The following is a 26,783-nucleotide window of genomic DNA, read 5'->3' on the forward strand; positions in this document are numbered from 1 at the left end:
CTCTCCTACTCGGGTGCGGACACACCAGTGCTAATGACGGTCTCTGCCCCGCGCGCGCTCTCAACTTTAGATCCCCCCAGTTTGCTGCGCGACAGCGCGGCGTCGAAGACGGGGCGGACCCTCCTACAGGGAAACGCATATTCCGCGTAGGAGCTGCCGAAGGCTGCGATCTTTTGATCTAGCGGTCCTGCGCATCCTTGGCATCCGCTTCCGCGTTTCGTTCGGCGACGCGTTTACGTTGCTCTTCAGTCAATTCGACCTTGTCGGCGGTGTCGCGCAGCATCATCAAACCGCCAACGATCGAGCCAATGGCAACGATCAGAATCAACCAGGCATACCAAGGCATAGGAGTTCTCCTTAAGGGCAAACCGGTGGGCAAGGGTTTCGCCAACCGATCGTGCTTACCACTTTTGAGCGATCAATTTTCGCAGTGGTTCCATTCTATGCCTGATATGCCGTAGCCGCCGCACAACCTTGACACGGCGACTGTTTAAAGTCCCGTCAACATCGCATCCGCCGGCGCATCGGCACGTAGTTGCGCGGTGAGCATGAAGTACACGAAACCCACCGCCATGAATCCAAGGAAGATCAACCCGATCAAGGTGTTGAACCAGGCCATCGCCACCAGGCAAACCACCGCCAGCACCAGCGCAATGAATGGCAGCAACGGGTAGCAGGGTGCGCGGAAAGTGCGTTCCAGGTTCGGTTCGGTTTTGCGCAGTTTAAACAGGCTGAGCATGCTCATGATGTACATCACGATCGCGCCGAATACCGCCATGGTGATCATCGCCGCCGTCAGTGTCATGCCGCCGAGGTTGATCAGGCCGTCGCTGTAGATCGCCGCGATGCCGATCACGCCACCGGCGATGATTGCCCGGTGCGGGGTCTGGAAGCGCGACAGTTTGGCCAGGGAGGCCGGCAGGTAACCGGCCCGGGCCAGCGCAAAGAACTGCCGCGAGTAGCCGAGGATGATCCCGTGGAAACTCGCCACCAGGCCAAACAGGCCGATCCACACCAGCATGTGCAACCAGCCGGAGCTTTCGCCGACCACGGCTTTCATGGCTTGTGGCAGCGGATCGTTGATGTTCGACAGGGTGCGCCAGTCGCCGACACCACCGGCAAAGAACATCACGCCCATCGCCAGTAGCACCAAAGTCAGAATGCCGCTGATGTAGGCCTTGGGAATCGTGCGTTTCGGGTCCTTGGCTTCTTCGGCGGCCATGGCCGCGCCTTCGATGGCCAGGAAGAACCAGATGGCGAACGGAATGGCCGCGAACATACCGGCAATCGCTGGCGCACCGAACACATCAGAACCGGCCCAGCCATTGAGCGCGAAGTTACTGAAGCTGAACGCCGGGGCGACCACGCCCATGAACACCAGCAATTCGGCGACCGCCAATACGCAGACCACCAGTTCGAAGGTCGCGGCCAGTTTCACGCCGAGGATGTTCAGGCCCATGAACACGATATAGGCACCGACCGCCGCGTGTTTCGGGTCGAGGGCGGGAAACTGCACGTTCAGGTAGGCACCGATCGCCAGGGCAATCGCCGGCGGGGCGAAAACGAATTCGATCAGGGTCGCCAGCCCGGCAATCAATCCACCTTTTTCGCCAAAGGCGCGGCGGCTGTAGGCAAAGGGACCACCGGCATGGGGAATCGCCGTGGTCAGTTCGGTGAAACTGAAGATGAAGCAGGTGTACATCGTGGCGACCATGAACGAGGTCACCAGAAAACCGAGTGTGCCGGCCACGCCCCAGCCGTAACTCCAGCCGAAGTACTCACCGGAAATCACCAGCCCGACCGCGATACCCCACAGGTGCAGCGTGCCCAGCGTGGGTTTGAGTTGTGTGTTCATGTGTTGCCCCCTGAACGGTTTGGAAAAGCTCGGGGGAGGGCGTGTGCAGCGGGCGTGCCATTTTTCAGATGGGCGTCGTAAAGCGCTGGAAGCTGTCGTATCGAGGATGTTCGCGGCTGGATGGGCGCTTTTTGTGCGCCAGTTGGGGGCGTTGTCGGCCGTTATGCCGTCTTCGCGGGCAAGCCTCGCTCCTACAGGGGACGGTGGTGCATCGACAAACGCATATCCTTGTGGACCGCCATCGCGGGCAATCCCGCTCCCACAATGGAATGCGTTTGCCCGGAAATCACAAAAACCTGTGGGAGCGGGCTTGCCCGCGATGAGCCCCCCCGGACACCGCTGTAACAAAGCCATAAAACCCACTCTTTACGCATTCTTTATGCCTCGCCACCTCCCTCGATCTCGCGCCTTTACAGCCTCCCTGCAGACAATCACTCCACACGCGGCAATACGCCGTAACACGGAGAACTTCCATGAGCGTTCTGGACGGAGTGTCACTGCTATTGGCAGTGGGGCTGTTCATTTATCTGTTGGTTGCGCTGTTGCGCGCGGACCGGAACTAGGAGCGGCTATGCACAGTTATGACTATTGGCTGATCCTCGCCTTCTTCGCCGTGGTGCTGATTCCGGCACCGTTTCTGGGGCGCTTCTACTACAAGGTGATGGAAGGGCAGCGCACCTGGCTTTCGCCGATTCTTGGCCCGGTGGAGCGTGGCTGCTATCGGGTGGCCGGCGTCGATCCGCAGGCCGAACAGAGTTGGCAGAAATACACCCTGGCCTTGCTCGCCTTTAACCTCGCGGGTTTTTTGCTGTTGTTCACGATCCTGTTGTTCCAGGATCACTTGCCGCTGAACCCGCAAAACCTGCCGGGTCAAGAGTGGACGCTGGCGTTCAACACCGCTGTCAGCTTCATGACCAACACCAACTGGCAGGCTTACAGCGGCGAAGCGTCCCTGAGCTACTTGAGCCAGATGGTCGGCCTCACCGTGCAGAACTTCGTCAGCGCCGCCACTGGTCTGGCGGTGTTGGTTGCGCTGTGTCGCGGCATCGGTCGCAAGTCGACCAAAACCCTGGGCAACTTCTGGGTCGACATGACTCGCGCCACCCTCTACGGGCTGTTGCCATTGTGCTTGCTGCTGGCGCTGTACCTGGTGTGGCAGGGTGTGCCGCAAACCTTCGCGCAGTATGTGAATGCCGTGACCATGCAGGGCGTCGATCAGGTGATCCCGCTCGGCCCGGCTGCCAGCCAAATCGCGATCAAGCAACTGGGCACCAACGGCGGTGGCTTCTTCGGCGTCAACTCGGCGCACCCGTTCGAGAACCCGACGGCGTGGAGCAACCTGTTCGAGGTCGCCTCGATCATTCTGATCCCGGTGGCGCTGGTGTTCACCTTCGGCCATTACGTGAAAGACCTGCGTCAGAGCCGCGCGATCATCGCCTGCATGCTGGCGTTGTTTTTGATCGGCGGTGCGACGTCGTTGTGGGCTGAATATCAACCCAATCCGACCCTGGCCAACGTCGCCGTCGAACAGACCGCGCCGCTGGAAGGCAAGGAAGCGCGCTTTGGCACCACCGCCACCGTGCTGTGGTCGGTCACCACTACCGCGGCGTCGAACGGCTCGGTCAACGGCATGCACGACAGCCTCAACCCGCTGAGCGGCATGGTCGCGATGGTCAACATGATGGTCGGCGAAGTGATCTTCGGCGGCGTCGGCGCCGGGCTCTACGGCATGTTGCTTAACGTGCTGATCGCGGTGTTCCTCGCCGGGCTGATGATCGGCCGCACCCCGGAATACCTCGGCAAGAAACTGCAAGCGAAGGAAGTTCAGTTGCTGGTGGTGACCTTGTTGGTGATGCCGGTGGGCGTGCTGGTGCTGGGGGCGATTGCCGCCAGCTTGCCTGGCCCGGTGGCGGCGGTGAGCAACCCTGGCGCTCACGGTTTTAGCCAGTTGCTTTATGCCTACACCTCGGCCAGTGCCAACAACGGTTCGGCGTTTGGTGGCTTCGGGGCGAACACCGCGTTCCACAATCTGATGCTGGGGCTGGGCATGTTGATCGGGCGCTTCGGCTACATCCTTCCGGTACTGGCCCTGGCCGGCAGCCTGGCGATGAAGAAAACCGCTCCTATCGGTCAGAACAGCTTCCCGACCCATGGCCCGCTGTTCGTGACCTTGCTGACCGTGACCATTTTGCTGGTGGGTGGTTTGACCTTCCTGCCGACGCTGGCGCTGGGTCCTATTGCTGAACACCTGAGCCTGGGCTTCTAAGGAGTCAATGATGAATATGCCCGCAACGAAAGCCGCCGTCGTCAAGGCGCCGGAACAACCGAAAACCGCGATCTCGGCCCTCTGGCGCCCGGCGCTGGTGCAAGCGTTCGTCAAGCTCGACCCACGGCAATTGCAGCGTGCGCCGGTGATGCTGGTGGTGGAACTGACCGCGATCCTCACCACCGTGCTGTGCTTCATTCCCGACACCGCCGTGCCGACCTTCGTCGCCGCGCAAATCGCGTTGTGGCTGTGGTTCACCGTGCTGTTCGCCAACTTCACCGAAGCACTGGCCGAAGGTCGCGGCAAGGCCCGCGCCGACAGCCTCAAGGCCGGCAGCGAAGGCTTGAGCGCCCGGCGCAAAAGTGCCAATGGCAGCTTCCAGGTGGTGCCCGCCACCAGCCTGCGCAAGGGCGATGTGGTGCGCGTCGAAGCGGGGGAGATGATTCCCGGTGACGGCGAGGTGATCGAGGGCATCGCGGCGGTCAATGAAGCGGCGATTACCGGTGAATCGGCCCCCGTGATTCGCGAGTCCGGCGGCGACCGCTCGGCCGTCACCGGCAACACTCGATTGGTGTCCGATTGGCTGCTGGTGCGCATCACCGCTAACCCCGGTGAGTCGACCCTGGACCGCATGATCGCGCTGGTCGAAGGCGCCAAACGCCAGAAAACCCCGAACGAAGTCGCGCTGGATATCCTGCTGATCGGCCTGACCCTGATCTTTCTGCTGGTGGTAGTGACCCTGCAACCGTTCGCCCACTTCGCCAACGGCAACCTGCCGCTGGTGTTCCTGGTGGCGCTATTGGTGACGCTGATTCCGACCACCATCGGTGGCTTGCTGTCGGCCATCGGGATTGCCGGGATGGATCGCCTGGTGCGACTGAACGTGATCGCCAAATCCGGTCGCGCCGTGGAAGCGGCGGGTGACGTACACGTCCTGCTGCTGGACAAGACCGGCACCATCACCTTCGGCAATCGTCGCTGCTCCGCGGTTTATGCCGCGCCTGGCGTCACCGCCAGGGAACTGGCCGAAGGCGCGTTGTTCGCTTCCCTGGCCGATGACACGGCTGAAGGCAAATCCATCGTCGACTACCTGCGCGGCCTTCATCCGCAACCCGAGCCATCCGCCGAGCTGCTGACCGCTGTGCCGTTCAGCGCGGAAACCCGCCTGTCCGGTGTCGACTATCAGGGCCGGGTCTATCGCAAGGGCGCGGTGGATTCGCTGCTGGCCTTCGTCGGCCTGAAACGCGCCGATCTGGCAGCACCTCTGTCCCGGGAAATCGACAAGATCGCTCAGAGCGGTGGTACGCCGTTGCTGGTGTGCGCCGACGGCAAATTGCTCGGTGTCATTCACCTCAAGGACGTGGTTAAACCCGGTATTCGTGAGCGTTTCGCCGAGCTGCGCAAGCTGGGGATTCGCACCGTCATGGTGACCGGCGACAACCCGCTGACCGCCGCCGCGATTGCCGCCGAAGCGGGCGTGGATGATGTGCTGGCCGAAGCCACGCCGGAGAAAAAACTGGCGCGCATTCGCCATGAGCAGAACGACGGTCGGCTGGTTGCCATGTGCGGCGACGGCGCCAACGACGCCCCGGCCCTGGCCCAGGCGGACGTCGGTATGGCGATGAACGACGGTACGCAAGCGGCGCGCGAGGCGGCCAACATGGTCGACCTCGACAGCGACCCGACCAAGCTGCTGGATGTGGTGCAAATCGGCAAGGAGTTGCTGGTGACCCGCGGTGCGCTCACCACCTTTTCCATCGCCAACGATGTGGCCAAGTACTTCGCGATCCTGCCCGCGCTGTTCGCCTCGATCTATCCGCAACTGGGTGTGCTCAACGTCATGCACCTGAGCAGTCCGCAGAGCGCGATTCTCTCGGCGATTGTGTTCAACGCCTTGATCATCGTCGTGCTGATTCCATTGGCGCTGCGGGGGGTGCGAGTTCAAGCGGCGAGTGCGGCGGCGTTGCTGCGGCGCAATCTGCTGATCTATGGACTGGGCGGGATTCTGGTGCCGTTCGTGGGGATCAAGGCGATCGACATGCTGTTGACGGCGTTGCATCTGGTTTAGCGGTTGTTGCTTGAGGCAGGGGCTTTTTGTGGCGAGGGAGCTTGCTCCCGCAGGGCTGCGAAGCGGCCCCACCTCAGGCCACCGTGTTTATTCAGGCACAGCGCATTCACCGAGTTACGACTGCTGCGCAGTCGAGCGGGAGCAAGCTCCCTCGCCACAGGTGATGTGTGTGCCTTCCGAGTGATGAGTATTCTTCGAATCGAGGATTTTGAAATGTCCACACTGATACGTCCGGCCCTGAGCCTGCTAGTGCTGATGACCCTGATCACCGGCGTCGCCTATCCCTTGGTGGTGACCGGCGTCGCCCAGGTCGCCTTCCCGGACCAGGCCAATGGCAGCCTGGTGCGCGACGCTGACGGCAAGGTCCGCGGCTCGTCGCTGATCGCCCAGGATTTCGTCGGCGACGCCTGGTTCCATCCACGGCCATCGGCCGGTGCCTTTGCCACCGTGTCGAGCAGCGCCAGCAACTTCTCGCCGAGCAATCCGGCGCTGGCCACTCGGGTTATCGACGAGGCCAATAAATTGCAGGTGCCAGGGCAGGGCCCGGTGCCGTTGGCCTTGCTGACCACCTCCGGCAGCGGTCTCGATCCGCACTTGCCACCGGCCGCGATTGCCTATCAACTGGCGCGTGTCGCGGCGGCACGCAATCTGCCAGTGTCTACGCTTGAACAACTGCTGGACGCGCACATCGAGCAGCCGTTGGTGGGGCCGCCGGTGGTGAATGTGCTTGAGTTGAATGCGGCGCTGGAAAAGCTGTAAATCGGTGGCGCTGCCAATCGCGGGCAAGCCCGCTCCCACAGGAGGCAATGGTGGATACAGAATTTGTGACCACCATCGATCCCTGTGGGAGCGGGCTTGCCCGCGAAGAGGCCCAGACAGTCACTGTATCAACATCAGAATGAGAGAGAGCTTCAAGCATGAGTGACTCCGGCCGCGCCGACGCGCTGTTAGCAGACCTGCCCCGCGATGGCCGTGGCCGGCTCAAGGTGTTCCTTGGCGCGGCCCCGGGCGTCGGCAAGACCTACGCCATGCTGCAAGCTGCCCACACTCAACTGCGTCAGGGCGTGAAAGTCATGGCCGGGGTGGTTGAAACCCACGGCCGCGCCGAAACCGAAGCGCTACTCGCGGGTTTACCGCAGCAACCGTTGGTGCGCTCGGAATACCGCGGTGTGATGCTCGAAGAAATGGACCTCGACGGCTTGCTCGCCGCCAAACCGAAACTGGTGCTGGTCGACGAACTGGCCCACAGCAATGCCCCCGGCAGTCGTCACACCAAACGCTGGCAAGACATCCAGGAGCTACTGGCCGCCGGCATCGACGTGTTCACCACGGTCAACGTCCAGCATCTGGAAAGCCTCAACGATCAGGTGCGCGGTATCACCGGCGTACAGGTGCGCGAAACCCTGCCGGACTGGGTGTTGCAAGAAGCCTACGAACTGCTGTTGATCGACCTGCCGCCGCGTGAGTTGCTGGAGCGTCTGCGCGACGGCAAAGTCTACGTGCCGGAGCAGGCGCGGGCGGCCATCGATGCATTCTTCACCCAGACCAACCTCACCGCCCTGCGCGAACTGGCGATGCAAACCGCTGCGGCTCAAGTCGATGACGATCTGGCCCAGGGTTATCGCCAGTTGGGGCAGGCCGCACCGGCCGTGCGCGGTCGTTTGCTGGTGGGGGTCGATGGCGATGCTCAGGCCGAGCGTCTGGTGCGTCACGCCAGTCGCGTCGCCCAGCGCCGGCATCTGCCGTGGAGCCTGGTGCATGTGGACAACGGCCGCGTGCGCGACGAGCAGTCGCGCCTGCGCCTGCAAAACGCTCAGCAACTGGCCGAACGCCTCGGGGGGGAAGTGGTGTTGCTGCGCGCCGGTGAGGTGGTGAAAACCTTGATCCAGCACGCCGCCGAACGTCGCGCCAGTCTGATATTGGTGGGGCAGTCACGCCAGCGTTTACGTCGACGGTTGTTCGGCGGCGGTCTGGCCTCACGTTTGCTGCGTGATGCCCGCGGGCTGGAAATCAACGTGCTCGACAGCGATCACGAACAGCATCAGCCACGCCAACGCTCGGCGCAATCGCTGGTCTGGTTCGACTACGCGTTGGCGCTGGTGGCGACGGTGCTCGCCAGTGCCCTGGCCTGGGCGGTGTCGAGCGTCTTGCCGTTGCCCAACATTTCGCTGGTGTTCCTCGCGGCGGTGTTGCTGGTGGCGGTGCGCAGCAGCCTCGGCCCGGCGCTGGCCTGCGCGGCGCTGTCGTTTCTGACCTATGACTTTCTGTTCATTCCACCGAAATTCTCATTTGCCATCCAGCGCGAAGAAGACGTGCTGACCTTGCTGTTCTTCCTGTTGATGGCGGCCCTCACCGGCAACCTGGCGGCGCGACAACGGCGGCAATTGCAGGCGTTGCGCGACACTCAGGAAGAAACCAGCGAACTGCTCGACCTGTCGCGCAAACTCACCGCCGCCACCGACCGTCAGGCGGTGGTCAGCGCTGCGGCGCAGCACCTCAATGGCTGGACCGACCTGAAACTGTGCCTGCTCAATCGCGATGGACAGAGCGGCTGGAAAGTCGAAACCGGTGGGCCGCTGGAGTTTTCCGAAGCCGAGCGCGCCGCCGCCGATTGGGCCTGGCAACACGACCAACCGGCCGGCGCGGGCACCGGCACATTGCCGTTCGGGCGCTGGTGGTGGTGGCCGTTGTCGGTGGACGACGGGCCGCTGGCGCTGCTCGGCGTGTGTGCCAAAGAGGGCCAGACCCTGAGTGGCCAGCGTCGGCGTTTGCTGACCGCGCTGAGCCAACCGCTGGCCCAGGCGTTGGCCCGGGCGCAACTGGCCGATGACCTTGAGGCGGCGCGCTTGCATGGCGAAACCGAGCAACTGCGCAGTGCGCTGCTGGCCTCGGTGTCCCACGATTTGCGTACACCGCTGACTTCCATGCGCGGCAGCATCGACAGCCTGCTGGCGCTGGGCGAAGCGATTCCGCTTGCGGACCGCCGCGAACTGCTCGAAGGCACCCGCGATGAAGCCGAACGGCTGGATCGCTACATTCAAAACCTGCTGGACATGACTCGCCTCGGTCACGGCGCCCTGAAGCTGGCGCGGGACTGGGTGTCGCCGGCAGACATCGTCGGCAGTTCGCTCAATCGTCTGCGCGCGGTGCTGGCGTCGTTGCAAGTCATTACCGAAGTGCCGGCCGAGCTGCCGCTGCTCTATGTGCATGCCGCGTTGATCGAACAAGCACTGGTCAATGTGCTGGAAAACGCCGCGCGTTTCTCACCGCCCCACGGGCGTCTTGAATTGCGTGCCGGCACCACTGACAGCGAATTGTTTTTTTCGGTGAGCGATGAGGGGCCGGGGATTCCGGAGGAGGAACGGGCGAAGGTTTTCGACATGTTCTACACCGCCGCGCGCGGCGATCGCGGCGGGCAGGGCACCGGGCTGGGGCTGGCGATCTGTCAGGGCATGGTCGGTGCCCATGGCGGGCGGATCAGCATCGCCGACGGTATCGAAGGGCGCGGCACCTGCATCACGCTGCACCTGCCGTTGCAGACTCAGCCGGGATTGGACAGTGAAGCCTGAACCCGCCTGCGCTACTCTCTTGCCACCTCTTTGTGTTGATGTGAATTCATGAGCCAGACCGCGACCATTTTGGTCATCGACGACGAACCGCAGATCCGCAAATTCCTGCGCATCAGCCTGGCCTCCCAAGGCTACAAAGTGCTGGAAGCCGGCACCGGCACGGAAGGCCTGGCCCAGGCCGCGTTGAACAAACCCGACCTGCTGGTGCTCGACCTCGGCCTCCCGGACATGGACGGCCAACAGGTGCTGCGCGAGTTTCGCGAATGGTCGACGGTGCCGGTGCTGGTGCTCTCGGTGCGCGCCAGCGAAGGGCAGAAAGTCCAAGCCCTGGACGGTGGCGCCAACGACTACGTGACCAAGCCGTTCGGCATCCAGGAATTTCTGGCCCGAGTGCGCGCCTTGTTGCGTCAGGCACCGACGGGAGAGGCCCAGGAAGCGGCGCTCTATTTCGGCCCGCTCACCGTGGACCTGGCTTATCGCCGGGTGCTATTGGACGGCGCCGAAGTGGCGCTGACGCGCAAGGAATACGCCGTGCTGGCGCAACTGGCACGGCACCCGGGGCGGGTCATCACCCAGCAGCAATTGCTCAAGGACATCTGGGGGCCGACCCACACAGAAGACAGCCACTATCTGCGGATAGTGGTGGGGCACTTGCGACAGAAACTGGCGGACGATCCGACTCAGCCACGGTTCATCGTCACCGAGGCGGGGGTTGGGTATCGGTTGTTGAGTGAGGGTAGCCTTTAGGTTTTGTGATGCCTGATCCTGCGCCATCCCGGGCAAGCCCGCTCCCACAAGTTTTTGTGGCGGTCACATGATTTGTGAACACCCGGGACACTGTGGGAGCGGGCTTGCCCGCGATGGCGCCGGATCATTCACCGCCAATCTTCATTTCGCTCATTCTCATACCGATCCAGCGTATCGCGCGCGATCTCGCGCCCCAGCGCGATCAACTCCGGCGCCTTGTAAAACTCGAAAAACCGGCACACCCGCTTGGGCACGTTGATCAGGATATCCGGCGGATACCCGGCAATCTTGTACTGCGCCAATGACGTCTGCATCACCTCGAAACTCTGGTTGATCAGGTCCAGCAAGGACGCCGGCCCCACGTTGTCGATGATGATCGACCCGGTGGCGGACTTTGGTGCGCCATTGCTTTCCGGGGCCGCCGCCGGTTGCTGGGCTTGGGGCTCGGCGGATTCGATCCACGGGTTGATCTCGGCGGCTTCTGCCATCAACGCTTCCTTTTCCAGCAGCAGCAATTGTTCGGCCTGTTTGCGGCGGAAGGGCAATTTGGAACCCAGCGAGTTGATCAGGCTGTCGAACCGAGACCTGAATGCCGCCGGGCGCTGAATCACCGGCAATTGATAGTGACGCTGGTTGGTGGAGTTGAGGTTGACCGCGATGATCAGGTCGCAATGGCTCGACACCACTGGCACGATCGGCAACGGATTGAGGATACCGCCGTCCACCAGCATTCGATTGCCCTGCATCACGGGCGTGAACAGGCTGGGAATCGCCGCCGAGGCGCGCATGGCCTGGTGCAGACAACCTTCCTGGAACCAGATTTCCTGCTGGTTGGTCAGGTCCGTGGCCACGGCCGTATAGGGAATGCGCAGCTCTTCGATATTGATCTCGCCGACGATCTTGCGGATCTGCCCGAAGACCTTCTCCCCGCGGATCGCGCCCAGGCGAAAGCTGACGTCCACCAGACGCAACACGTCGAGGTAATCCAGGCTCTCGATCCAGTCGCGATAATCGTTGAGTTTACCGGCGGCATAGATCCCGCCGACCACCGCGCCCATGGAACAACCGGCGATGCAGGCGATGTCGTAGCCGCGCCGTTCGATTTCTTCAATGACGCCAATATGGGCGTAGCCCCGGGCGCCACCCGAGCCCAACACCAGTGCGACACGCTTTTTCATGAATCGACCTCTCTGACAAGGCTCAACAATGCACCCATCGAGGGGCATGCTTCAATCGCTATGGTCGTTCGACAGGGCCAGTGCGTCGTTATTTGATACTCCGGGAAGGCGAATGGGTGTTCTCGCGAGCGCTATAGTTTCCACTACAGGTACAAGGCACTTTTCACGCGCCAGAGCGGTCTTACCTGCACGACTGTTTACCTATTTTTGAGGTGTGAGTGATGAAAGCCTGGATCTGTGTGCCGATGATTGCCCTGGCACTGGCCGGTTGTGCCGGTAAAACCGCTTACCGTGACAGCTGCGGTAGCCAGCTCGACGCCGCCTGGCATGAACTGGACCTGGCCAAGGTCGAGGGCTTCGCCGGGACCGTCAGCTACTCCAAGGCGCTGTCGTTGCTGACCGGTGCCAAGACCCAGCAGCAATTCGAAGCCTACGAGGGCTGCTCCAGGAAGGCCGAGAAGGCCCGTTTCTACATTCGTGAGTCCCGCGCCGGCCGTTGAGGCATGATGGAGCGCACTTGGGGCAATTCGATTCAGGGAGCACGCGATGTCGGCCTTGGTTGATCGGTTGGTGGCTCATGTAGTGGGCCTGGAAGTCCGTTTGCTGGCCTGTCAGGCTCGCTTGAGTGTCCGTACCGACTCGGAAGCGCTGCACGACCTGCGCACCACTGTGCGCCGGTTGCGCAGCCTGCTGCGGCCCTTGCGCGGTTTGCCCGGGGTCGAACAGCTGGAGGCGGCGTCGTCCCGGGTCGGCCAACTGACCACACCGTTGCGCGATCGTGAAGTGCTGGCGGCGTACTTGCTCCAGCACGATCAACCCGAGGCCGCGCACCGGCGCATGGCGCGGATGGCCGAGGCTTATCCAGCGGTGGCGACGAGCCCGGAGCTGGCACAGTTGCTGATGATCCTTGACGCGTTTCCGCGTTTCCTGCGGGCCTCTCAGCGCCAGGGCTTGCTCAAGGGCTTGCGCAAACGCATCGAAAAACGCTTGGCCAAACAATGGAAGAAACTCGATCAGGCCCTGCATGACCCGGCCCATGACCGCCATCGTCTACGTCTGCTGATCAAGCGCGTGCGCTATGGCATCGAAGCCTACCCCGAACTGGATCGTTTGCCGGAAGCGGCCCTGCCCAGACTGAAGTCGGCCCAGGCGGCGTTGGGCGATTGGCACGACAGTTGGCAGTGGCTGGCCCGCGCCCGGGAAGAGCCCGATTTGCAGCCGTGTGTTGCCATCTGGAAAACCACCATGGCCAACGCCGAAGAGCGCGCCGACCGCGTCCTCGACAAACTCAGCGCCGCCTGCTTCAAATCCTGAAACCCCCACAAATCCAATGTGGGCTTGCTCGCGAAAGCGGTCTGACATTCAACATAGGCGTTGAATGTCAGACCGCTTTCGCGAGCAAGCCCGCTTCCACATTAGTTTGTGTGTTCCTGCCAGGTACGGCTCATCTGTCAGTGATTTTGGCCGGAATAAGCGCTGTGCCTGCCTTGCGGGCTGGTTAAGATCGCTCCATCCATTTCCCTGTCTCTGAGGTTCCCATGCGCTTTTCCGATCTGCTCGACGCTGTTCGCAGCCAGCCGCAGGAAGTGTCTATTCCAGCCGAATGGGGCCAGGGGCGGGCGAGTTTTGGGGGGCTGATAGCCGCCTTGCAATACGAAGCCATGCGCGCAAAAGTCCCGGCGGATCGCCCGGTGCGCTCGCTGGCAATCACCTTTGTCGGCCCGGTCGAGCCCGATGTGCCGGTCAGTTTTGAAGTCGATGTATTGCGTGAAGGCAAAGCCGTCAGCCAGGTGCTGGGTCGGGCTCTGCAGAAGGGGCAAGTGGTGACGTTGGTCCAGGGTAGCTTCGGTGCCTCGCGACCGTCCGAAGTGGTCGTCACGGCCAACCCGGCTCCCGAGATGAAGCACTGGGACGACTGCCAGGAACTGCCGTACCTCAAAGGCGTGACCCCGGAATTCATGCGTTACCTGGCCATGCGCTGGAGTGTTGGTGGCATGCCGTTCACCGGTAACAAATCACGGGACATGGGGGGATGGGTGCGCTTGCGTGGGGATGGGGATGGGGATGGGGATGGGGATGGGGAGGGCGAGGCGGTCAGCGAGGCGCATATTCTGGCGCTGGTCGACGCCTGGCCGCCGGCCTTGTTGTCGCACCTGAAGAAACCGGCGGCGGGCAGCACGCTGACCTGGACCATCGAATTCGTCCAGCCGTTGCTTGCGTTGAGCACGCTGGACTGGTGCAAGTACCTGGTGGACATCGAGCATGCCACAGACGGCTACGGACACGCCGCCGCGAAACTGTGGAGCGAAGACGGTCAGTTGATCGCCATGAGTCGGCAGACCGTCACGATTTTCGCCTGATCAGCGATGGCGACGGTGCCGCTCACGCCAGGCGCGCCACCAGCCGCCACTGAAGAAAAATCGTGGGAAGGTCAGGAACTGCTCGACCAGCAAGCGTGATACGGCGTCTTTGCGATCACTGAATGGTTCGGAGGCTTGCGCCTCCAGGCTGTGACCGTGACGCTGCAGGCCCAGGGCGGCGAGCAGGCCGATGACACCGATCGCGACGCTCGCCAGATCCAGGCTGAACACCCCCGAGACCATCAGCAAAAACGCCACGATGAACAACGGCACGGCAATCAGGTGCAACACCAGATTGGTCGGGTGCTGGTGATTGTGCGGGTACGCTCGCCATTGCCAGGCGGGAAGGTTGGGGTGACGTTTACCCATGATGCTTATCCTTGGTTCGTTGAGGCTCATGAACAAAGGATAGGTCGGGCGAAAGCCGTCGGCGAATCAAGGCTGGCTATCGAAGTGATAGGGGTCATGGGCAATATTGATGTTGACCGGGCTGACGCCTTCGCGGGCAAGCCCGCTCCCACAGGTAATGCGCAAATTTTGAAATAGCGCTAATCCTGTGGGAGCGGGCTTGCCCGCGATGGGGCCGTCACAGTTTCAGCTGCCCGATGGCCTTGCTCAATTCCCCGGCCAACATCGCCAACTCATTGCTGGTGATCGCCGAATTCACGGTCTGCTGCACGGTGTTTTCGGTCACGTCGCGAATGCTCACCACCGCCCGATTCATTTCTTCGGCCACATGACTCTGCTGCTCGGCCGCCACAGCGATCTGCGTATTGCTTTCACGCATCTGCGCCACCGCACCGGTGATTTCGGCCAGGGCCACACTGGCTTCCTGAGCCTGCTGCATGCAGTCGTCCGCCTTGTACGAACTTTCCTGCATAAAGTCCACTGCGTCCCGAGTGCCGGCCTGCAGCGCTGAAACCATGGTGGTGATCTCGTCGGTGGACGCCTGGACGCGTTTGGCCAGGTTGCGCACTTCATCGGCGACCACCGCAAAGCCGCGCCCCATCTCACCGGCCCGGGCCGCTTCGATGGCGGCGTTAAGGGCCAGCAGGTTGGTCTGTTCCGCGATGCTGTGGATCACGCTGACCACGCCGTTAATCTTCTGGCTGTCTTCGGCCAGTCGCTGAATCATCTCGGCCGTTTGCTGCACGCCGGTGGACAACCCGCCAATTGATTTCTGTACCCGCGTGACCACTTCCTGGCCGCTGCCGGCCAGGGTGTCGGCGGTTTGCGAGAGGTCGCGGGTGGCGCTGGCGTGTTGGGCGATGTGATGGACGGTGGCGGTCATTTCGTTGATCGCCGTGGCGGCTTGATCGGTTTCGCTTTGCTGACCGAGCATGCCGTGACGCACTTCGTTCATGCTCGAGGCCAGCCGCGCGGCGCCGACATCCAGTTGCCGGGCGGTGCTGGCGACGGTGTTGACCACCCGCTGGTAACCGGCCTGCATGGCATTGAAGGCGTTGGCCATCTGCCCGACTTCATCCTTGCAAGCCAGTGGCACACGGGCCGACAGGTCACCGCTTTTCTCGACGTGGAGCATCACGTCTTTCAAGGTGTTGAGCTGGCTGAGCAGGAAGCGGATCAACAGTTGCGACGCGCCGAGCATGGCCAGCATCAGGATGAACACCGCCACCGCGTAGTGAGTGAAGCGTTCGCTGAACACCTGGCTCAGGCTTGAACCGTAGGCAATCACCGCGACCTGTTGACCGTCGGGGCGAGTGAACACCTCGGCGCCCATCAACGGATTTTCCCCGAACAGCGGCATGGCATTGATCTCGACCCAACCGTGGGTATCGGTCAGCTCCAGCAGCGGTTGTCCGTTCAGCAACGGCGCCTGCCCGCGACTGAAAGCCAGCAGATTGTCGGCCTTGGGCAGCGGCTGCCCGGCAGGCCAGGCGTTGAGCAATCGCGCCTGGGCCTGGGCCGAAGCCTGGGCGGCGTGGCTGCGGGCCTGTTGTTCGAGCTGCACGGCGTACAGCACCAGCAACAGGGTGGTGACGAAGGCGACGGCGTTGACCGCCCAGAATTTGTATTTCAGCGAGATATTGCTAAGCCAGGCACCCATGGAGGTCTTCTCTGATAGCGGAAACAGTTTTGGCAAGGTGCCATTATTGTGCCGCTATTCAGGGATTCAGATGTTGATGCAGGTCAACGAGCGCAGCCTATCCAAATGTGGGAGCGAGCCTGCTCGCGATAGCGGTCTGTCAGCAACATGAATGCTGCAGGTGCCACCATCGCGAGCAGGGGGATGTGTGGTTATTGGGGGATTGAGGGCAGACCGAAGAATGCTCGTGCACAGGCAGTACTGTGAGCAGCCAAATCTTCCACCGTTTCACCGCGATGCAACGCGACTTCACGCAACACTTCGGTCAGATACGCCGGCTCGTTGCGACCGTTCTTCGGCTTGGGTCGCAGACTGCGCGGCAGCAGATACGGCGCATCGCTCTCCAGCATCAAGCGCCCGCGTTTAATCTCTTTGACCAACGGATGCAGGTGCGTGCCCCGGCGCTCGTCGCAGATCCAGCCGGTGATGCCGACGTGCAAATCCAGGTCGAGATAGCTGAACAGCGCCTTTTTTTCACCGGTGAAGCAGTGCACCACGGCAGCCGGCAATTGATCGCGATAGTCGCGCAGGATCTCCAGCAACCGTTGGCTGGCGTCGCGCTCGTGCAGGAACACCGGCAGTTGCAGCTCGACCGCCATCGCCAGATGCTCTTCGAGGACTTTTTCCTGCTGCGGGCGGGGCGAGAAATCACGATTGAAATCGAGGCCGCATTCACCCACGGCCACCATGTTCGGTTCCTTGAGCAAACCGCGCAGACGCTGGACGCTGTCGGCGTTCCAGTCACTGGCCGAGTGTGGATGAATGCCGGCCGTGGCGAACAGCCGCTGAGCGCTTTCGTCCAGTTGCAGGCACAGCTCCAGGGCCTGTTCGCTGCCCTCGACGCTGGTCCCGGTGAGCACCAGTTGGCAGACCCCGGCAGCATAGGCGCGGTCGAGTACAGCCCGGTGTTTGTCGGCAAAACTGGGGTTGGTCAGGTTGACGCCGATATCGATGAGTTGCATGGTGCTACCTCGGACCAAAGGCCGGAAAGCATATCAGAGCTGTAGATTTATAAGAAAAACCAAGAACTACAACGAGTTAAAGCTGTCTGTTGAGGCCGCGAGACAGGTTGGGTTGGTAGAAATGCCATCACTGTGCCACTCTCTCGCACTTTGCCAGCGCTTCCAGCGCTCTGTTTCTGTCGCCCGACATCATGAAATCACCATGAAGTTGGCCAGTATTCTTTCCGGAGAGTGGATGACACGTCCCTCGGTTTTGCTACTGCTGTGTTGTTCGTTGCTGCTGCCGATGCCGGTGGTTGCGCGTCTGGCCGGGCCGTTGCAAGCCGTGCCCGCGGCCAAGGTCCGCGACCTGTCGGAGATTCGCAGCAGTCGCGTGCTGCGGGTACTGGTCAACCAGAGCCGCAACAGCTCCGGCGAAGTCCAGGGCCAGACCATCGGCGTCGAATACCATCGCCTGCGGGCTTTCGAGCAATACCTCAATGGCCATGCCCGTGACGGCCAGGAGATCACCCTCAAAATCATTCCCAAAGCCAAGGATCAACTGCTCGGCGCGTTGCAGCGCGGGGAGGGGGATCTGGTCGCGCCGGGGGAATTGCTCGATCCGCAATCGGGCCACGCGGTCAGCGCCAGTGAACCGATTGCCAGCAATGTGCCGTTGCTGTTGGTGGGGATCAAAGGCGAACGACATTACACCCGTCTCGAACAACTCTCGGGCAAAACCCTCGCGCTGCCCACCGGCAGTGCCGCCGGGGATGCGGTCAGTCAGATCAATCAGAAGCTCGCATTGCACAAATTGCCCCCGGTGAAGATCGAGTGGGTCGATCCAAGTCTGGCCGTCGAGGACGTGCTGGAAATGGTTCAGGGCGGAATCTTTCATCTGACGATCGTCGAGCAACCGATTGCCGAGCGCTGGGGCAAGATCCTGCCCAAGTTGCGCTTCGATCGACAGGTCCTCATCAGCGAGCCGGGCGAGGAATACTGGTTCGTGCGCCGCGATGCCTCAATGCTGCGGGCGAGCATCGATCGCTTCCTGACCACCTACAAGAAGCCGTCGGACCAGGATGCAGCGTTCCTGCGGATCTACCGGCGCCTGTATCAAGTGCACTATCCCCTGGCCAAGGCCGATCGGCAGCGTCTGGAGAAACTTCGACCGGTGCTGCAAAAGCACGCTGAAGCCGAGGGCATGGACTGGCTCAATCTGGCGGCGCTGGCCTTCAAGGAATCGGCGTTGCAACCCAACGCCAGAAGCGGCAGCGGCCCCACTGGCCTGATGCAAATCACCCCGTCCGCTGCCCAGCGGGTTGGCGTCAGTAACATCCAGAGTCTCGACGCCAATGTGCAGGCCGGGGCCAAGTACCTGGCGATGATTCGCCGCAAGTTTTTTGCCAGCCCCAAACTCAACGAGCGCGAGCGTATGGCGTTTGTGCTGGCGGCCTACAACATGGGGCCGGAGCGGGTCCAGGGCATGCGCGCCGAGGCTCGGCGGCGGGGCTTGAATCCTAACCAGTGGTTCTTCCAGGTCGAGCGTATTGCCATGGAGCAAGTGGGAATGGGCGCCGTCAGCTATGTTAATAGCGTGAACAAGTATTACCTGGCGTTCGATCGGGAGCGGGAGTCGTTGGAGCCCCAGGGGCAGAAAGTTGCCTCACGGAAATGATCGGCTAAACTGATTGTTATGGTGCGTTTTTTGCGCTTTTAACATGAAATTATCTGATTAATATGGCGGCCAACCAACACACACTCACAATGGATGACACAGCATGAGCACACTGATCAACAAGGTACTGTCTACCCGCGCGGGCTACGGCCTGACGATTCTGCGGATCTTCGTCGGCATCATCTTCGCGGCCCACGGCTCACAGAAACTCTTTGGCATGTTTGGCGGTTATGGCATTGCCGGTACCGCGCAGTACATGGAAAGCATCGGATTGGCGCCGGGTCACCTGATGGCGATCCTGGCGGGTGGTACCGAGTTCTTCGGTGGTCTGGCACTGATCATCGGCCTGCTGACGCGCCCGGCGGCGCTGGGGCTGAGCTTCCTCTCGCTGGTTGCGATCTTTTCGGTGCATATCAGCAACGGTCTGTTCATGGCCAACAACGGTTATGAATTCGCCCTGGCCTTGCTCGGCGGCAGCCTCGCGGTACTGATCGAAGGTGCAGGCAAGCTGTCGGTAGACCGCGCCATCACCAACTGACCGCTCTGGTTCAACGAAAAGGCCTGCATTGTGCGACGCACGTGCAGGCCTTTTTTGTTGCTGGTGATTCTTGACACTGTCCGGTCAGCTTCTCTAGGATGCTGCTCATGCGCCGATTTAAACAGCTACTTGCGGGGCGCCAGGTGACTCATTCAGTTGCCGATAGAAGCTTGGAACAGGCTTCGAAATACCGCTAAAGCGCTGGCTCGGTGTTGCCTCTCACCTGCCATGCAGACTTTTGAGGCAGAGACACGACACAATGAATGCATTAAGCCCCGTTATACGCCCCGCGCCGATCACGGCACATCCCACCCAACGCAATCCCAAAATCCTGCTTGGCGGTAAACATCAGCCGACGCTGTTGCGTTACCTCGATGGCTGGCCACGTCGTACCGGCGGTCCAGCAGCCTTCCTTATTCAATTTGTCGACGACGGCGAGTCACTGGCACGGTTTGCCAACGACAGCTTCGATCTGGCGGTGATTCAATCGCCCAGCGCCGAGGATGCGCCTGAAATGATCAAACAGTTGACCCGCGTCGCGCGCCAAGGGCTGATTGCCCGCCGTTGAGGCTCAGAGCGCCGCGGCTCAAAAATACTCGATCGCCACGATATACACGCACTGCTCACCGGTTGGCGTCTGCACGCGCACTTCGGCGTCCAGCGCCTTGCCGATCAAGGCGCGGGCCAGCGGCGAGTCGATGCTGATCAGGTTCTGTTTCAAATCCAGCTCATCCGGGCCGACGATGCGATAGCGCGACTCTTTGCCGTCCTCATCTTCAATCGTGACCCAGGCGCCAAAGTAGACCTTGTTCGGATCGCTGGGCTTCTCGCTGACGACCTTGAGGGCTTCCAGGCGTTTGGTCAGAAAGCGCACGCGACTGTCGATCTCGCGCAACATCTTTTTGCCGTAGGTGTACTCGGCGTTTTCCGAGCGATCGCCCTGTGCCGCCGCCTCGCTGACCGACTGCGTCACTTGCGGTCGGCGTACATGCCATAGCTCATGAAACTCGGCCCGCATCCGCGCTTCACCTTCGGGGGTGATCAGCGCGGTGCCAGCGGTGCGGGGAGGGCGATAACGGCTCATGGCAACTTCTTGTGGTTGAGTACTTGGGTCTGAGTTTATCAACCCTCGCGCAAGACTGTCAGCGGGCTGGCGTTCAAGGCGCGGCGGGTGCCGAACACACCGGCACCGCCGATCAGCACGGCGCCGATCAGCGGCAACACCAACAGCCATGGATGCGGATGCCAGGGCAGGTCGAAGGCGTAGCGGTAGAGCACCAGGCTCACCAGTTCCGATCCCAGTGCAGCCAATAACCCGCTGACCGCGCCGAGCAAACCGAACTCGATCCTCCGGGCAGTGACCAGCAACTGCCGCTCGGCGCCTAGTGCTCGCAGCAACGCGCCTTGGCGAATGCGTTCATCGAGGGTTGCCTGCAAGCCGGAGAACAACACCGCCATCCCCGCCGCCAACACGAACAACAGCACGTATTCCACCGCCAGGGTCACTTGGGCGAGGATGCTTCGCAGCTGCTCCAGCAAGGCTTCGACTTGCAGAATGGTCACTGCCGGAAAGCTGCGGGACAGGTCGACGATCTGCTGATCGTGGCCGGCTGCCAGATAGAAGCTGGTCAGGTAGGTCGCCGGCAAGTCCTTCAGGGTGCCAGGCTGGAAAATCATGAAAAAGTTAGGCTGGAAGTTGTCCCAGTTGATCTCCCGCAGGCTGGTGACTTTCGCCTCCCGATTGACCCCGCCGACGGTAAACACCATGTGGTCGCCAAGCTTGAGTTTGAGGCTTTCGGCGACTTTACCTTCCACCGATACACCGGGTATTTCATCCGTCGGTTGCTGCTCCCACCAGTTGCCGACGGTGAGTTTATTGCCGGCCGGCAGGTCTGCCGCCCAGGTCAGGCTCAGGTCGCGTTGAATGGCTCGATCACCGGCCGAGTCCTTGCTGACGATGTCTTGCACCGGTTCGCCATTGATGCTGATCAGCCGTCCCGGCACTACCGGGTACAGCGGCGCCGATTGGGCCGACAACGCCATCAGTCGATCGGTAAAGGCCTGTTTGTCCGCCGGCAGAATGTTCAGGGCGAAATAGTTCGGGGCATTTTTCGGCAACTGGTTTTGCCAGGTGTCGAGCAACTCGCCGCGCAGCAAAGCGATCAATGCCATGGACAGCAGAATCAAGCCGAAAGCCAGGGACTGACCCGCCGCCGCCAGTGGATGACGCAGCAATTGACCCAGCCCCAGACGCCATGGCAATGAGGCGCGCGCGAGCATCCGGCGCAGGCTCTTCAGTAGCAGCAAGAGCAAACCGCCCAGCACCAGCGCCGCGATCACACCGCCGCCCAGCAGGGCGAAGGTCAGCACCAGATCGAGGCTCAGGCGCCACATGATCAGGCCGAGGGCGCCCAATGCCGCGCCATAGACCATCCAGGTGCTGGACGGAATCGGCAGCATGTCGCGACGCAACACCCGTAACGGCGGCACTCGACCCAAAGCGGCGAGTGGCGGCAGGGCGAAACCGGCGAGCGCGACCAGCCCGGTGCCGATCCCGGCGATTGCGGGGAACAGGCCTCCCGGTGGAACATCGGTCGGTAGTAAATCACGTAGCAGCGCAAACAGCCCGAGCTGTGCCAGCCAGCCAAGCAGGGCGCCGCTGATGCTGGCGAGCAGTCCGAGTACCGTCAGTTGCAGGCTGAACAGCACCATGGTTTCCCGACGGGACAGGCCCAGGCAACGCAGCAACGCGCTGGCATCGAATCGGCGGGTGGCGAAGCGTGTCGCCGATAACGCTACCGCCACACCGGACAGCAGCACCGCCACCAGACTGGCCATGTTCAAATAACGTTCGGCCTTGCCCAGGGCGCCGCCGATCTGCCGATTGCCATCGCGGGCATCCTGGATGCGCTGGTTGGCGGCCAGGCCGGGCTTGATCAGTTGACGATAGGTTTCCAGCGCCTGGGCGTTGCCGCGCCAGAGTTCGCGGTAACTGACCCGGCTGCCGGGTTGCACCACGCCGGTCGCCTCAAGGTCGCTAAGGTTGATCAGCACCCGTGGCGTCAAACTGTAGAAGTTGCCGGCGCGATCCGGTTCGTAGGTCAGCACCCGCATCAGTTTCAGGGTTTTCATGCCAACGTCGATGCTGTCACCGATCTTCAAGTCCAGCGCGGTCAGCAGTCGTGCTTCGACCCAGGCTTCGCCGGGTTTCGGACCGCCACCGGGCTCTTGCGGCGCGAAGGGTGCGGGGGCGCTTTTCAGTTCGCCACGCAACGGGTAGACGTCATCGGCGGCTTTGATGCTGGACAGCTGAATGCCGTTGTCGGTGGCGATGACGCTGGAAAACTCCACCACCTGAGCGTGCTCAAGGCCCAGCTCTGTGCCACTCCTTACCTGTTCCGGTCGTGCCGGTGAGCTGCCTTCGAGTACCAGGTCGGCACCGAGAAACTCGGTGGCGCGTAGCATCATCGCGCCGTTCAGGCGGGCACCGAAGTAACCGATGGCGGTACTCGCCGCCACGGCCACCAGCAAGGCGAAAAACAACACGCGCAACTCACCGGCGCGGGCATCGCGCAGCAGTTGGCGAATGGCGAGACTGAAAAGGCGCAACAGCGGCAAGCGTGCCATCAAGGCTCCAGAGGGGCGACCAGCAGGCCGGCTTCAAGGCGGATCAGGCGCCGGCAGCGATGAGCCAGGCGTTCGTCGTGGGTTACCAGCACCAGGGTCGTGCCGCTTTCCTGGTTGAGTTCGAACAGCAGATCGCTGATGCGCTCGCCGGTGTGGCTGTCGAGGTTGCCGGTGGGTTCATCGGCGAACAGCACGTCGGGTTCTGCGGCAAATGCACGGGCAATCGCTACGCGTTGCTGCTCGCCACCGGAGAGCTGGCGTGGCGAATGGGTAAGGCGTTGACCCAGGCCGACCCGTTGCAGCAGTTCGGTGGCGCGCTCACGGGCGTCTTTGCGGCCATCGAGTTCCAGCGGCAGCATGACGTTTTCCAGGGCGTTGAGGCTGTCGAGCAGTTGAAAGGACTGGAAGACAAAACCCACATGCTCGGCGCGGATGCGCGCGCGCTGGTCTTCGTCGAGATTGCTCAGGCCTTGGCCGGCGAGAGTGACTTCGCCGCTGCTCGGCAGGTCGAGACCGGCCAGCAGGCCGAGGAGGGTGGATTTGCCGGAACCGGAGGCGCCAACGATGGCCAGGCTGTCGCCCTTGTTCAGTTCCAGGCTGAGTTCGTGCAGGATAGTCAGTTCACCTTCCGCGCTGGGAACCACTTTGCTGAGGTTCTTCGCGGTGAGAATGCTTGCGCCCATGGAGAATCCGATGCGTGTGTGGTTTTTGAGTGCTGGCCTGGCCTTGATGTGCATGGCCCAGAGCGCAGCGGCGGGTACCGTCCTGATCGTTGGCGATAGTATCAGCGCCGGTTTCGGCCTGGATACCCGGGTGGGGTGGGTGTCGTTGCTCGAGCAACGGCTCAAGCGCGAAGGTTTCGACGATAAGGTGGTCAATGCGTCCATCAGCGGCGACACCAGTGCCGGAGGCCGGGCGCGCCTGCCGGCGCTGCTTGCAGAGCATAAGCCTGAGCTCGTTATCCTCGAATTGGGGGGCAACGATGGGCTGCGCGGAATGCTGCCAACACAATTGCAACAAAATCTTGCGTCGATGATCGACAGCTCCCGCGCCAGTGGCGCCAAGGTGTTGTTGCTCGGCATGCAATTGCCGCCCAATTACGGTGTGCGTTACACCCGGGCCTTTGCCGAGGCCTACACCAAAGTGGCCGACGAGAAAAAAATCCCGCTGGTGCCGTTTTTTCTCGACGGCGTGGGCGGTCATCCGGACCTGATGCAATCCGACGGCCTGCACCCGGCGGTGGGGGCTCAGGGCAAGTTGCTGGAAAATGTCTGGCCGACACTGAAACCGCTGCTTTGACGCTTTTCTAGCGGCGGTGTTTCGGCTAAGGTGGCGCCCCCGATTTGGAGCCCCCGATGCCGCGTCCTGCCTGGTCCCTTTTTGCTTATCAACTGATCGAGCCTGACGAACAGCTGGATCTGTTCGCCTGCCAGGAAGTGCGGGTACATCTGGTGACCCGTCAGCTGGAACTGGGCGGCTCGGCGGACCGAACCTTGTGCGGCAGCCTGTTGCCGGCGCAACCGCGCTGGTCGAGCGTCGACCGTACTGTGTTCCAGGACCAGCGCCTGTGCTCGCTGTGCCGGGCCATTCTGGAATCGCAAAAACGCGGCACCTCGCCGATCTGGCCTGAGTTGCGGTTCGAGCTTTAGGCCCTGTAGCGAGGGGGCTCCTGTGGCGAGGGAGCTTGCTCCCGCTGGACTGTGAAGCAGGCCTGAATTCCGATCACCGAGGTTCTACAGTAAAAACGCATTTACCGGTTTCACGACGGCTACGCCGCCGAACGGGAGCAAGCTCCCTCGCCACAGACAAGCCCCCCCCACAGGCAAGCCCCTCACCGCAGGTCCCCCAACCACAGGTCTTTACGTCTCCCCGAAATAACGGGCGGCGGTGTACAATCCTGTTTTTATACCCTTGTCGATCATGCGAAGGATTTTCCGGATGTTGCCGCGCTTTCCCGCCGTCACCCGCTGCCTGTCTCTTGCCGCCCTCTGCGTGGCGGGTCCCGTTGCAGCATTGGAGCTACCCCTGCCACCGCCCGGTGAAGACATCATCGGCCAGGTGCAAGTGATCAAGGCCAAGTACGAAGACACCTTCGCCGACCTTGGCACCACCTACGATCTGGGCTATTTGGAAATGGTCGCGGCCAACCCCGGTGTCGATCCATGGTTGCCGGGCGCAGGTACCGAAATCGTGCTGCCGACCCGCTTCATCCTGCCGCCGGGCCCCCGTGAAGGCATCGTCATCAACCTGGCTGAATACCGCCTCTACTACTACCCGAAAGGCCGGAACGTGGTGTACACCTTCCCGCTGGGTATCGGCCGTGAAGGCTGGGGTTCGCCGATTGCCCACACCAGCATCATCGCCAAGACGCCGAACCCGAGCTGGACACCTCCAGCGTCGATCAAGGCCGAGCACGCGGCCGATGGCGACCCACTGCCGAACGTGGTGCCGGCTGGCCCGGACAACCCGCTGGGGCCGTTCAAATTCACCCTGGGCACTCCCGGTTACCTGATCCACGGTTCGAACAAGAAATTCGGCATCGGTATGCGCACCAGCCACGGCTGCTTTCGCATGTTCAACAACAACGTGCTGGAAATGGCCAGCATGGTGCCGGTCGGGACGTCGGTGCGCATCCTCAGCGACCCGTACAAGTTTGGTCTCAGTGGCGGCAAGGTCTATCTGGAGGCGCACACACCGCTGGATGACAAGGGCAACCCGTCGGTGGTCGACAAGCACACCGCAGTGATCAATGCGATGCTCAAGCGTGAGGACATCACCAACAACTTGCGCATGAACTGGGATGTGGTGCGTGATGTGGTGGCCGCTGAAGATGGCCTGCCGGTGGAAATCGCCGTGCCGAATACGTCGGTACCGATGGTATCGAGCGCGCCAATCGACCTGCAGCAGTAACGCGTTAAAGCAACCCGCCGATGCAGGCCGCATCGGCGGGTTTTTTATGGCCGGCAGAAACTGCGGGCCATAAAAAAGCCGACCCATAAAATGGGTCGGCTTGATAACAATCCCGAAGGATTATTACTTGCGGCTAGCTTTTTCCAGCATGCGCAGAGCACGCTCGTTAGCTTCGTCAGCAGTCTGTTGTGCTTTTTGAGCAGCAGCCAGAGCTTCATCAGCTTTACGGTAAGCTTCGTCTGCACGAGCCTGGGAGCGAGCTGCTGCGTCTTCAGTAGCAGTCAGACGTGCTTCGGTTTCTTTCGATACGCTGCTGCAACCGGTAGCCAGAACTGCGGCCAGAGCCAGAGCAGAGAATTTCAGAACGTTGTTCATCGTGTTCCCCTTCAAGGACTTTCTATTTAAGTAGCTATCTCCTCAGAGTGAGGAAATAGCCGGCGTACATACTACCCATTACTTGTAGTAAGTAAACTGACGTAGCGCAAGAAGCAAAAAAAATTGTAGGCGTTGATTCTTTTTCGAGCAACTTTTAACTGCATTGTATAAAAAATACCCAGCTGCGAGGCCCGAACTGAACGAGCCGCCGGGGAAAAGTTCCCCGCGTCGGCAGCTGTTTTTCAGTCTTGGCTAAAGTCTGTCTAGATGGAATCGTCCACACTTTTGTTCGAATTTTGCGCAGCCGCTCTCATATCTTTATCCATGTTGAGGTGACTTAAACAAAGGGCGCTCGTCTTAAGTCTCAATATCCGGCAATGTTCAGGCTTCGACCCGGCAAGACACCGGTCGAGTCGTCCCATCACCCGGAGCAGCACCCGCCTGCCAGCATGACGAGTGTCCCTTGAGCATTTCTGCCAATGGTGCCTACTATTTGATACGTGCCTGGTTGTGCGAGATTGGTGCGGCTTTTCTCGGTGTCCATTCAGGCACGGGGTGGCGTAG

Annotated in this window: 25 protein-coding genes; 15 read left to right on the plus strand and 10 right to left on the minus strand. The window is 61.5% G+C overall.

Annotated elements, in window-relative coordinates; genetic code table 11:
* Nucleotides 1-178 precede the first annotated feature (178 nt).
* Both AACY49_RS15670 and eat read right to left on the minus strand, forming a co-directional pair.
* The gene (locus AACY49_RS15670) at nt 179-346 is read right to left on the minus strand and encodes a DUF2897 family protein (RefSeq protein WP_080932608.1); all 168 of its coding nucleotides are present in this window, start codon (nt 344-346) and stop codon (nt 179-181) included.
* Nucleotides 347-490: 144 nt separating this feature from the next.
* Nucleotides 491-1,855, minus strand: a complete 1,365-nt coding sequence (eat, locus tag AACY49_RS15675) for an ethanolamine permease (RefSeq protein ID WP_258672872.1) — start codon at nt 1,853-1,855, stop codon at nt 491-493.
* 473 nt (nt 1,856-2,328) lie between these two features.
* On the opposite strand from eat, the gene kdpF reads away from it, so the two are divergent.
* From kdpF to AACY49_RS15705, 6 genes are all read left to right on the plus strand, one after another.
* Entirely contained in the window at nt 2,329-2,418 is a 90-nt protein-coding gene (gene kdpF, locus AACY49_RS15680; protein ID WP_007899818.1) for a K(+)-transporting ATPase subunit F, read from the plus strand.
* An 8-nt stretch (nt 2,419-2,426) separates the two neighbouring features.
* Nucleotides 2,427-4,121, plus strand: a complete 1,695-nt coding sequence (gene kdpA / locus AACY49_RS15685) for a potassium-transporting ATPase subunit KdpA (protein WP_339524918.1) — start codon at nt 2,427-2,429, stop codon at nt 4,119-4,121.
* 10 nt (nt 4,122-4,131) lie between these two features.
* Nucleotides 4,132-6,189 carry a potassium-transporting ATPase subunit KdpB gene (kdpB, locus tag AACY49_RS15690; protein WP_339524920.1) on the plus strand — a complete coding sequence of 686 codons (2,058 nt, stop codon included), beginning with the start codon at nt 4,132-4,134 and terminating at the stop codon, nt 6,187-6,189.
* A gap of 213 nt (nt 6,190-6,402) precedes the next feature.
* On the plus strand, nt 6,403-6,948 hold the full coding sequence (gene kdpC / locus AACY49_RS15695) for a potassium-transporting ATPase subunit KdpC (RefSeq protein WP_339524922.1): 546 nt from the start codon (nt 6,403-6,405) through the stop codon (nt 6,946-6,948).
* A 158-nt stretch (nt 6,949-7,106) separates the two neighbouring features.
* Nucleotides 7,107-9,758, plus strand: coding sequence for a sensor histidine kinase (locus AACY49_RS15700; protein ID WP_258699719.1), 2,652 nt, complete (start codon nt 7,107-7,109; stop codon nt 9,756-9,758).
* Nucleotides 9,759-9,806: 48 nt separating this feature from the next.
* A complete protein-coding gene (locus AACY49_RS15705) occupies nt 9,807-10,505 on the plus strand; it encodes a response regulator (protein ID WP_320393770.1) in 699 nt (232 codons plus the stop codon).
* Between the two features lie 128 nt (nt 10,506-10,633).
* Here the strand turns inward: AACY49_RS15705 and AACY49_RS15710 are convergent, their stop codons facing one another.
* Nucleotides 10,634-11,683, minus strand: coding sequence for a patatin-like phospholipase family protein (locus AACY49_RS15710; RefSeq protein WP_339524926.1), 1,050 nt, complete (start codon nt 11,681-11,683; stop codon nt 10,634-10,636).
* A gap of 221 nt (nt 11,684-11,904) precedes the next feature.
* On the opposite strand from AACY49_RS15710, the gene AACY49_RS15715 reads away from it, so the two are divergent.
* From AACY49_RS15715 to AACY49_RS15725, 3 genes are all read left to right on the plus strand, one after another.
* Entirely contained in the window at nt 11,905-12,183 is a 279-nt protein-coding gene (locus AACY49_RS15715; protein ID WP_258699722.1) for a hypothetical protein, read from the plus strand.
* Nucleotides 12,184-12,229: 46 nt separating this feature from the next.
* Nucleotides 12,230-12,997 (plus strand): CHAD domain-containing protein, encoded by a 768-nt coding sequence (locus AACY49_RS15720; RefSeq protein WP_339524929.1) that lies wholly within the window; start codon nt 12,230-12,232, stop codon nt 12,995-12,997.
* 224 nt (nt 12,998-13,221) lie between these two features.
* Complete coding sequence (locus AACY49_RS15725) at nt 13,222-14,043, plus strand: acyl-CoA thioesterase (RefSeq protein WP_339524931.1); 822 nt, start codon at nt 13,222-13,224, stop codon at nt 14,041-14,043.
* Here the strand turns inward: AACY49_RS15725 and AACY49_RS15730 are convergent, their stop codons facing one another.
* From AACY49_RS15730 to AACY49_RS15740, 3 genes are all read right to left on the minus strand, one after another.
* Nucleotides 14,044-14,412 (minus strand): terminase, encoded by a 369-nt coding sequence (locus AACY49_RS15730; RefSeq protein ID WP_258699783.1) that lies wholly within the window; start codon nt 14,410-14,412, stop codon nt 14,044-14,046.
* A gap of 217 nt (nt 14,413-14,629) precedes the next feature.
* Entirely contained in the window at nt 14,630-16,111 is a 1,482-nt protein-coding gene (locus AACY49_RS15735) for a methyl-accepting chemotaxis protein (protein WP_339524933.1), read from the minus strand.
* Nucleotides 16,112-16,302: 191 nt separating this feature from the next.
* Complete coding sequence (locus AACY49_RS15740) at nt 16,303-17,112, minus strand: TatD family hydrolase (protein WP_339524935.1); 810 nt, start codon at nt 17,110-17,112, stop codon at nt 16,303-16,305.
* A 235-nt stretch (nt 17,113-17,347) separates the two neighbouring features.
* On the opposite strand from AACY49_RS15740, the gene AACY49_RS15745 reads away from it, so the two are divergent.
* From AACY49_RS15745 to AACY49_RS15755, 3 genes are all read left to right on the plus strand, one after another.
* On the plus strand, nt 17,348-18,769 hold the full coding sequence (locus tag AACY49_RS15745) for a transglycosylase SLT domain-containing protein (protein WP_258699787.1): 1,422 nt from the start codon (nt 17,348-17,350) through the stop codon (nt 18,767-18,769).
* 103 nt (nt 18,770-18,872) lie between these two features.
* The gene (locus AACY49_RS15750; protein ID WP_258699788.1) at nt 18,873-19,307 is read left to right on the plus strand and encodes a DoxX family protein; all 435 of its coding nucleotides are present in this window, start codon (nt 18,873-18,875) and stop codon (nt 19,305-19,307) included.
* A 259-nt stretch (nt 19,308-19,566) separates the two neighbouring features.
* Nucleotides 19,567-19,875 carry a class I SAM-dependent methyltransferase gene (locus AACY49_RS15755; protein WP_339524938.1) on the plus strand — a complete coding sequence of 103 codons (309 nt, stop codon included), beginning with the start codon at nt 19,567-19,569 and terminating at the stop codon, nt 19,873-19,875.
* Nucleotides 19,876-19,893: 18 nt separating this feature from the next.
* On the opposite strand, the gene greB is transcribed toward AACY49_RS15755, so the two are convergent.
* The 3 genes from greB to AACY49_RS15770 are packed head-to-tail and all read right to left on the minus strand — an operon-like array spanning nt 19,894 to nt 23,617.
* The gene (greB, locus tag AACY49_RS15760) at nt 19,894-20,391 is read right to left on the minus strand and encodes a transcription elongation factor GreB (protein WP_258699790.1); all 498 of its coding nucleotides are present in this window, start codon (nt 20,389-20,391) and stop codon (nt 19,894-19,896) included.
* Between the two features lie 38 nt (nt 20,392-20,429).
* Nucleotides 20,430-22,934: an ABC transporter permease gene (locus AACY49_RS15765; RefSeq protein ID WP_339524940.1), complete on the minus strand. Its 2,505-nt coding sequence runs from the start codon at nt 22,932-22,934 to the stop codon at nt 20,430-20,432.
* Nucleotides 22,934-23,617 (minus strand): ABC transporter ATP-binding protein, encoded by a 684-nt coding sequence (locus tag AACY49_RS15770; protein ID WP_007899869.1) that lies wholly within the window; start codon nt 23,615-23,617, stop codon nt 22,934-22,936. The genes AACY49_RS15765 and AACY49_RS15770 overlap by 1 nt, the downstream gene beginning before the upstream one ends.
* A gap of 10 nt (nt 23,618-23,627) precedes the next feature.
* Here AACY49_RS15770 and AACY49_RS15775 point away from each other — a divergent pair, with 10 nt between their 5' ends.
* From AACY49_RS15775 to AACY49_RS15785, 3 genes are all read left to right on the plus strand, one after another.
* Complete coding sequence (locus AACY49_RS15775) at nt 23,628-24,233, plus strand: arylesterase (protein WP_258699792.1); 606 nt, start codon at nt 23,628-23,630, stop codon at nt 24,231-24,233.
* 56 nt (nt 24,234-24,289) lie between these two features.
* Complete coding sequence (locus tag AACY49_RS15780; RefSeq protein ID WP_007899882.1) at nt 24,290-24,583, plus strand: hypothetical protein; 294 nt, start codon at nt 24,290-24,292, stop codon at nt 24,581-24,583.
* 289 nt (nt 24,584-24,872) lie between these two features.
* Entirely contained in the window at nt 24,873-25,844 is a 972-nt protein-coding gene (locus AACY49_RS15785) for a L,D-transpeptidase family protein (RefSeq protein ID WP_258699793.1), read from the plus strand.
* Between the two features lie 123 nt (nt 25,845-25,967).
* Here AACY49_RS15785 and oprI read toward each other — a convergent pair whose 3' ends face one another.
* Nucleotides 25,968-26,219 (minus strand): outer membrane lipoprotei OprI, encoded by a 252-nt coding sequence (gene oprI / locus AACY49_RS15790; protein ID WP_003172710.1) that lies wholly within the window; start codon nt 26,217-26,219, stop codon nt 25,968-25,970.
* Nucleotides 26,220-26,783 lie beyond the last annotated feature (564 nt).

Source organism: Pseudomonas sp. EL_65y_Pfl2_R96 (assembly GCF_963970905.1).
In the GTDB taxonomy this organism is placed as follows: Bacteria; Pseudomonadota; Gammaproteobacteria; order Pseudomonadales; family Pseudomonadaceae; genus Aquipseudomonas.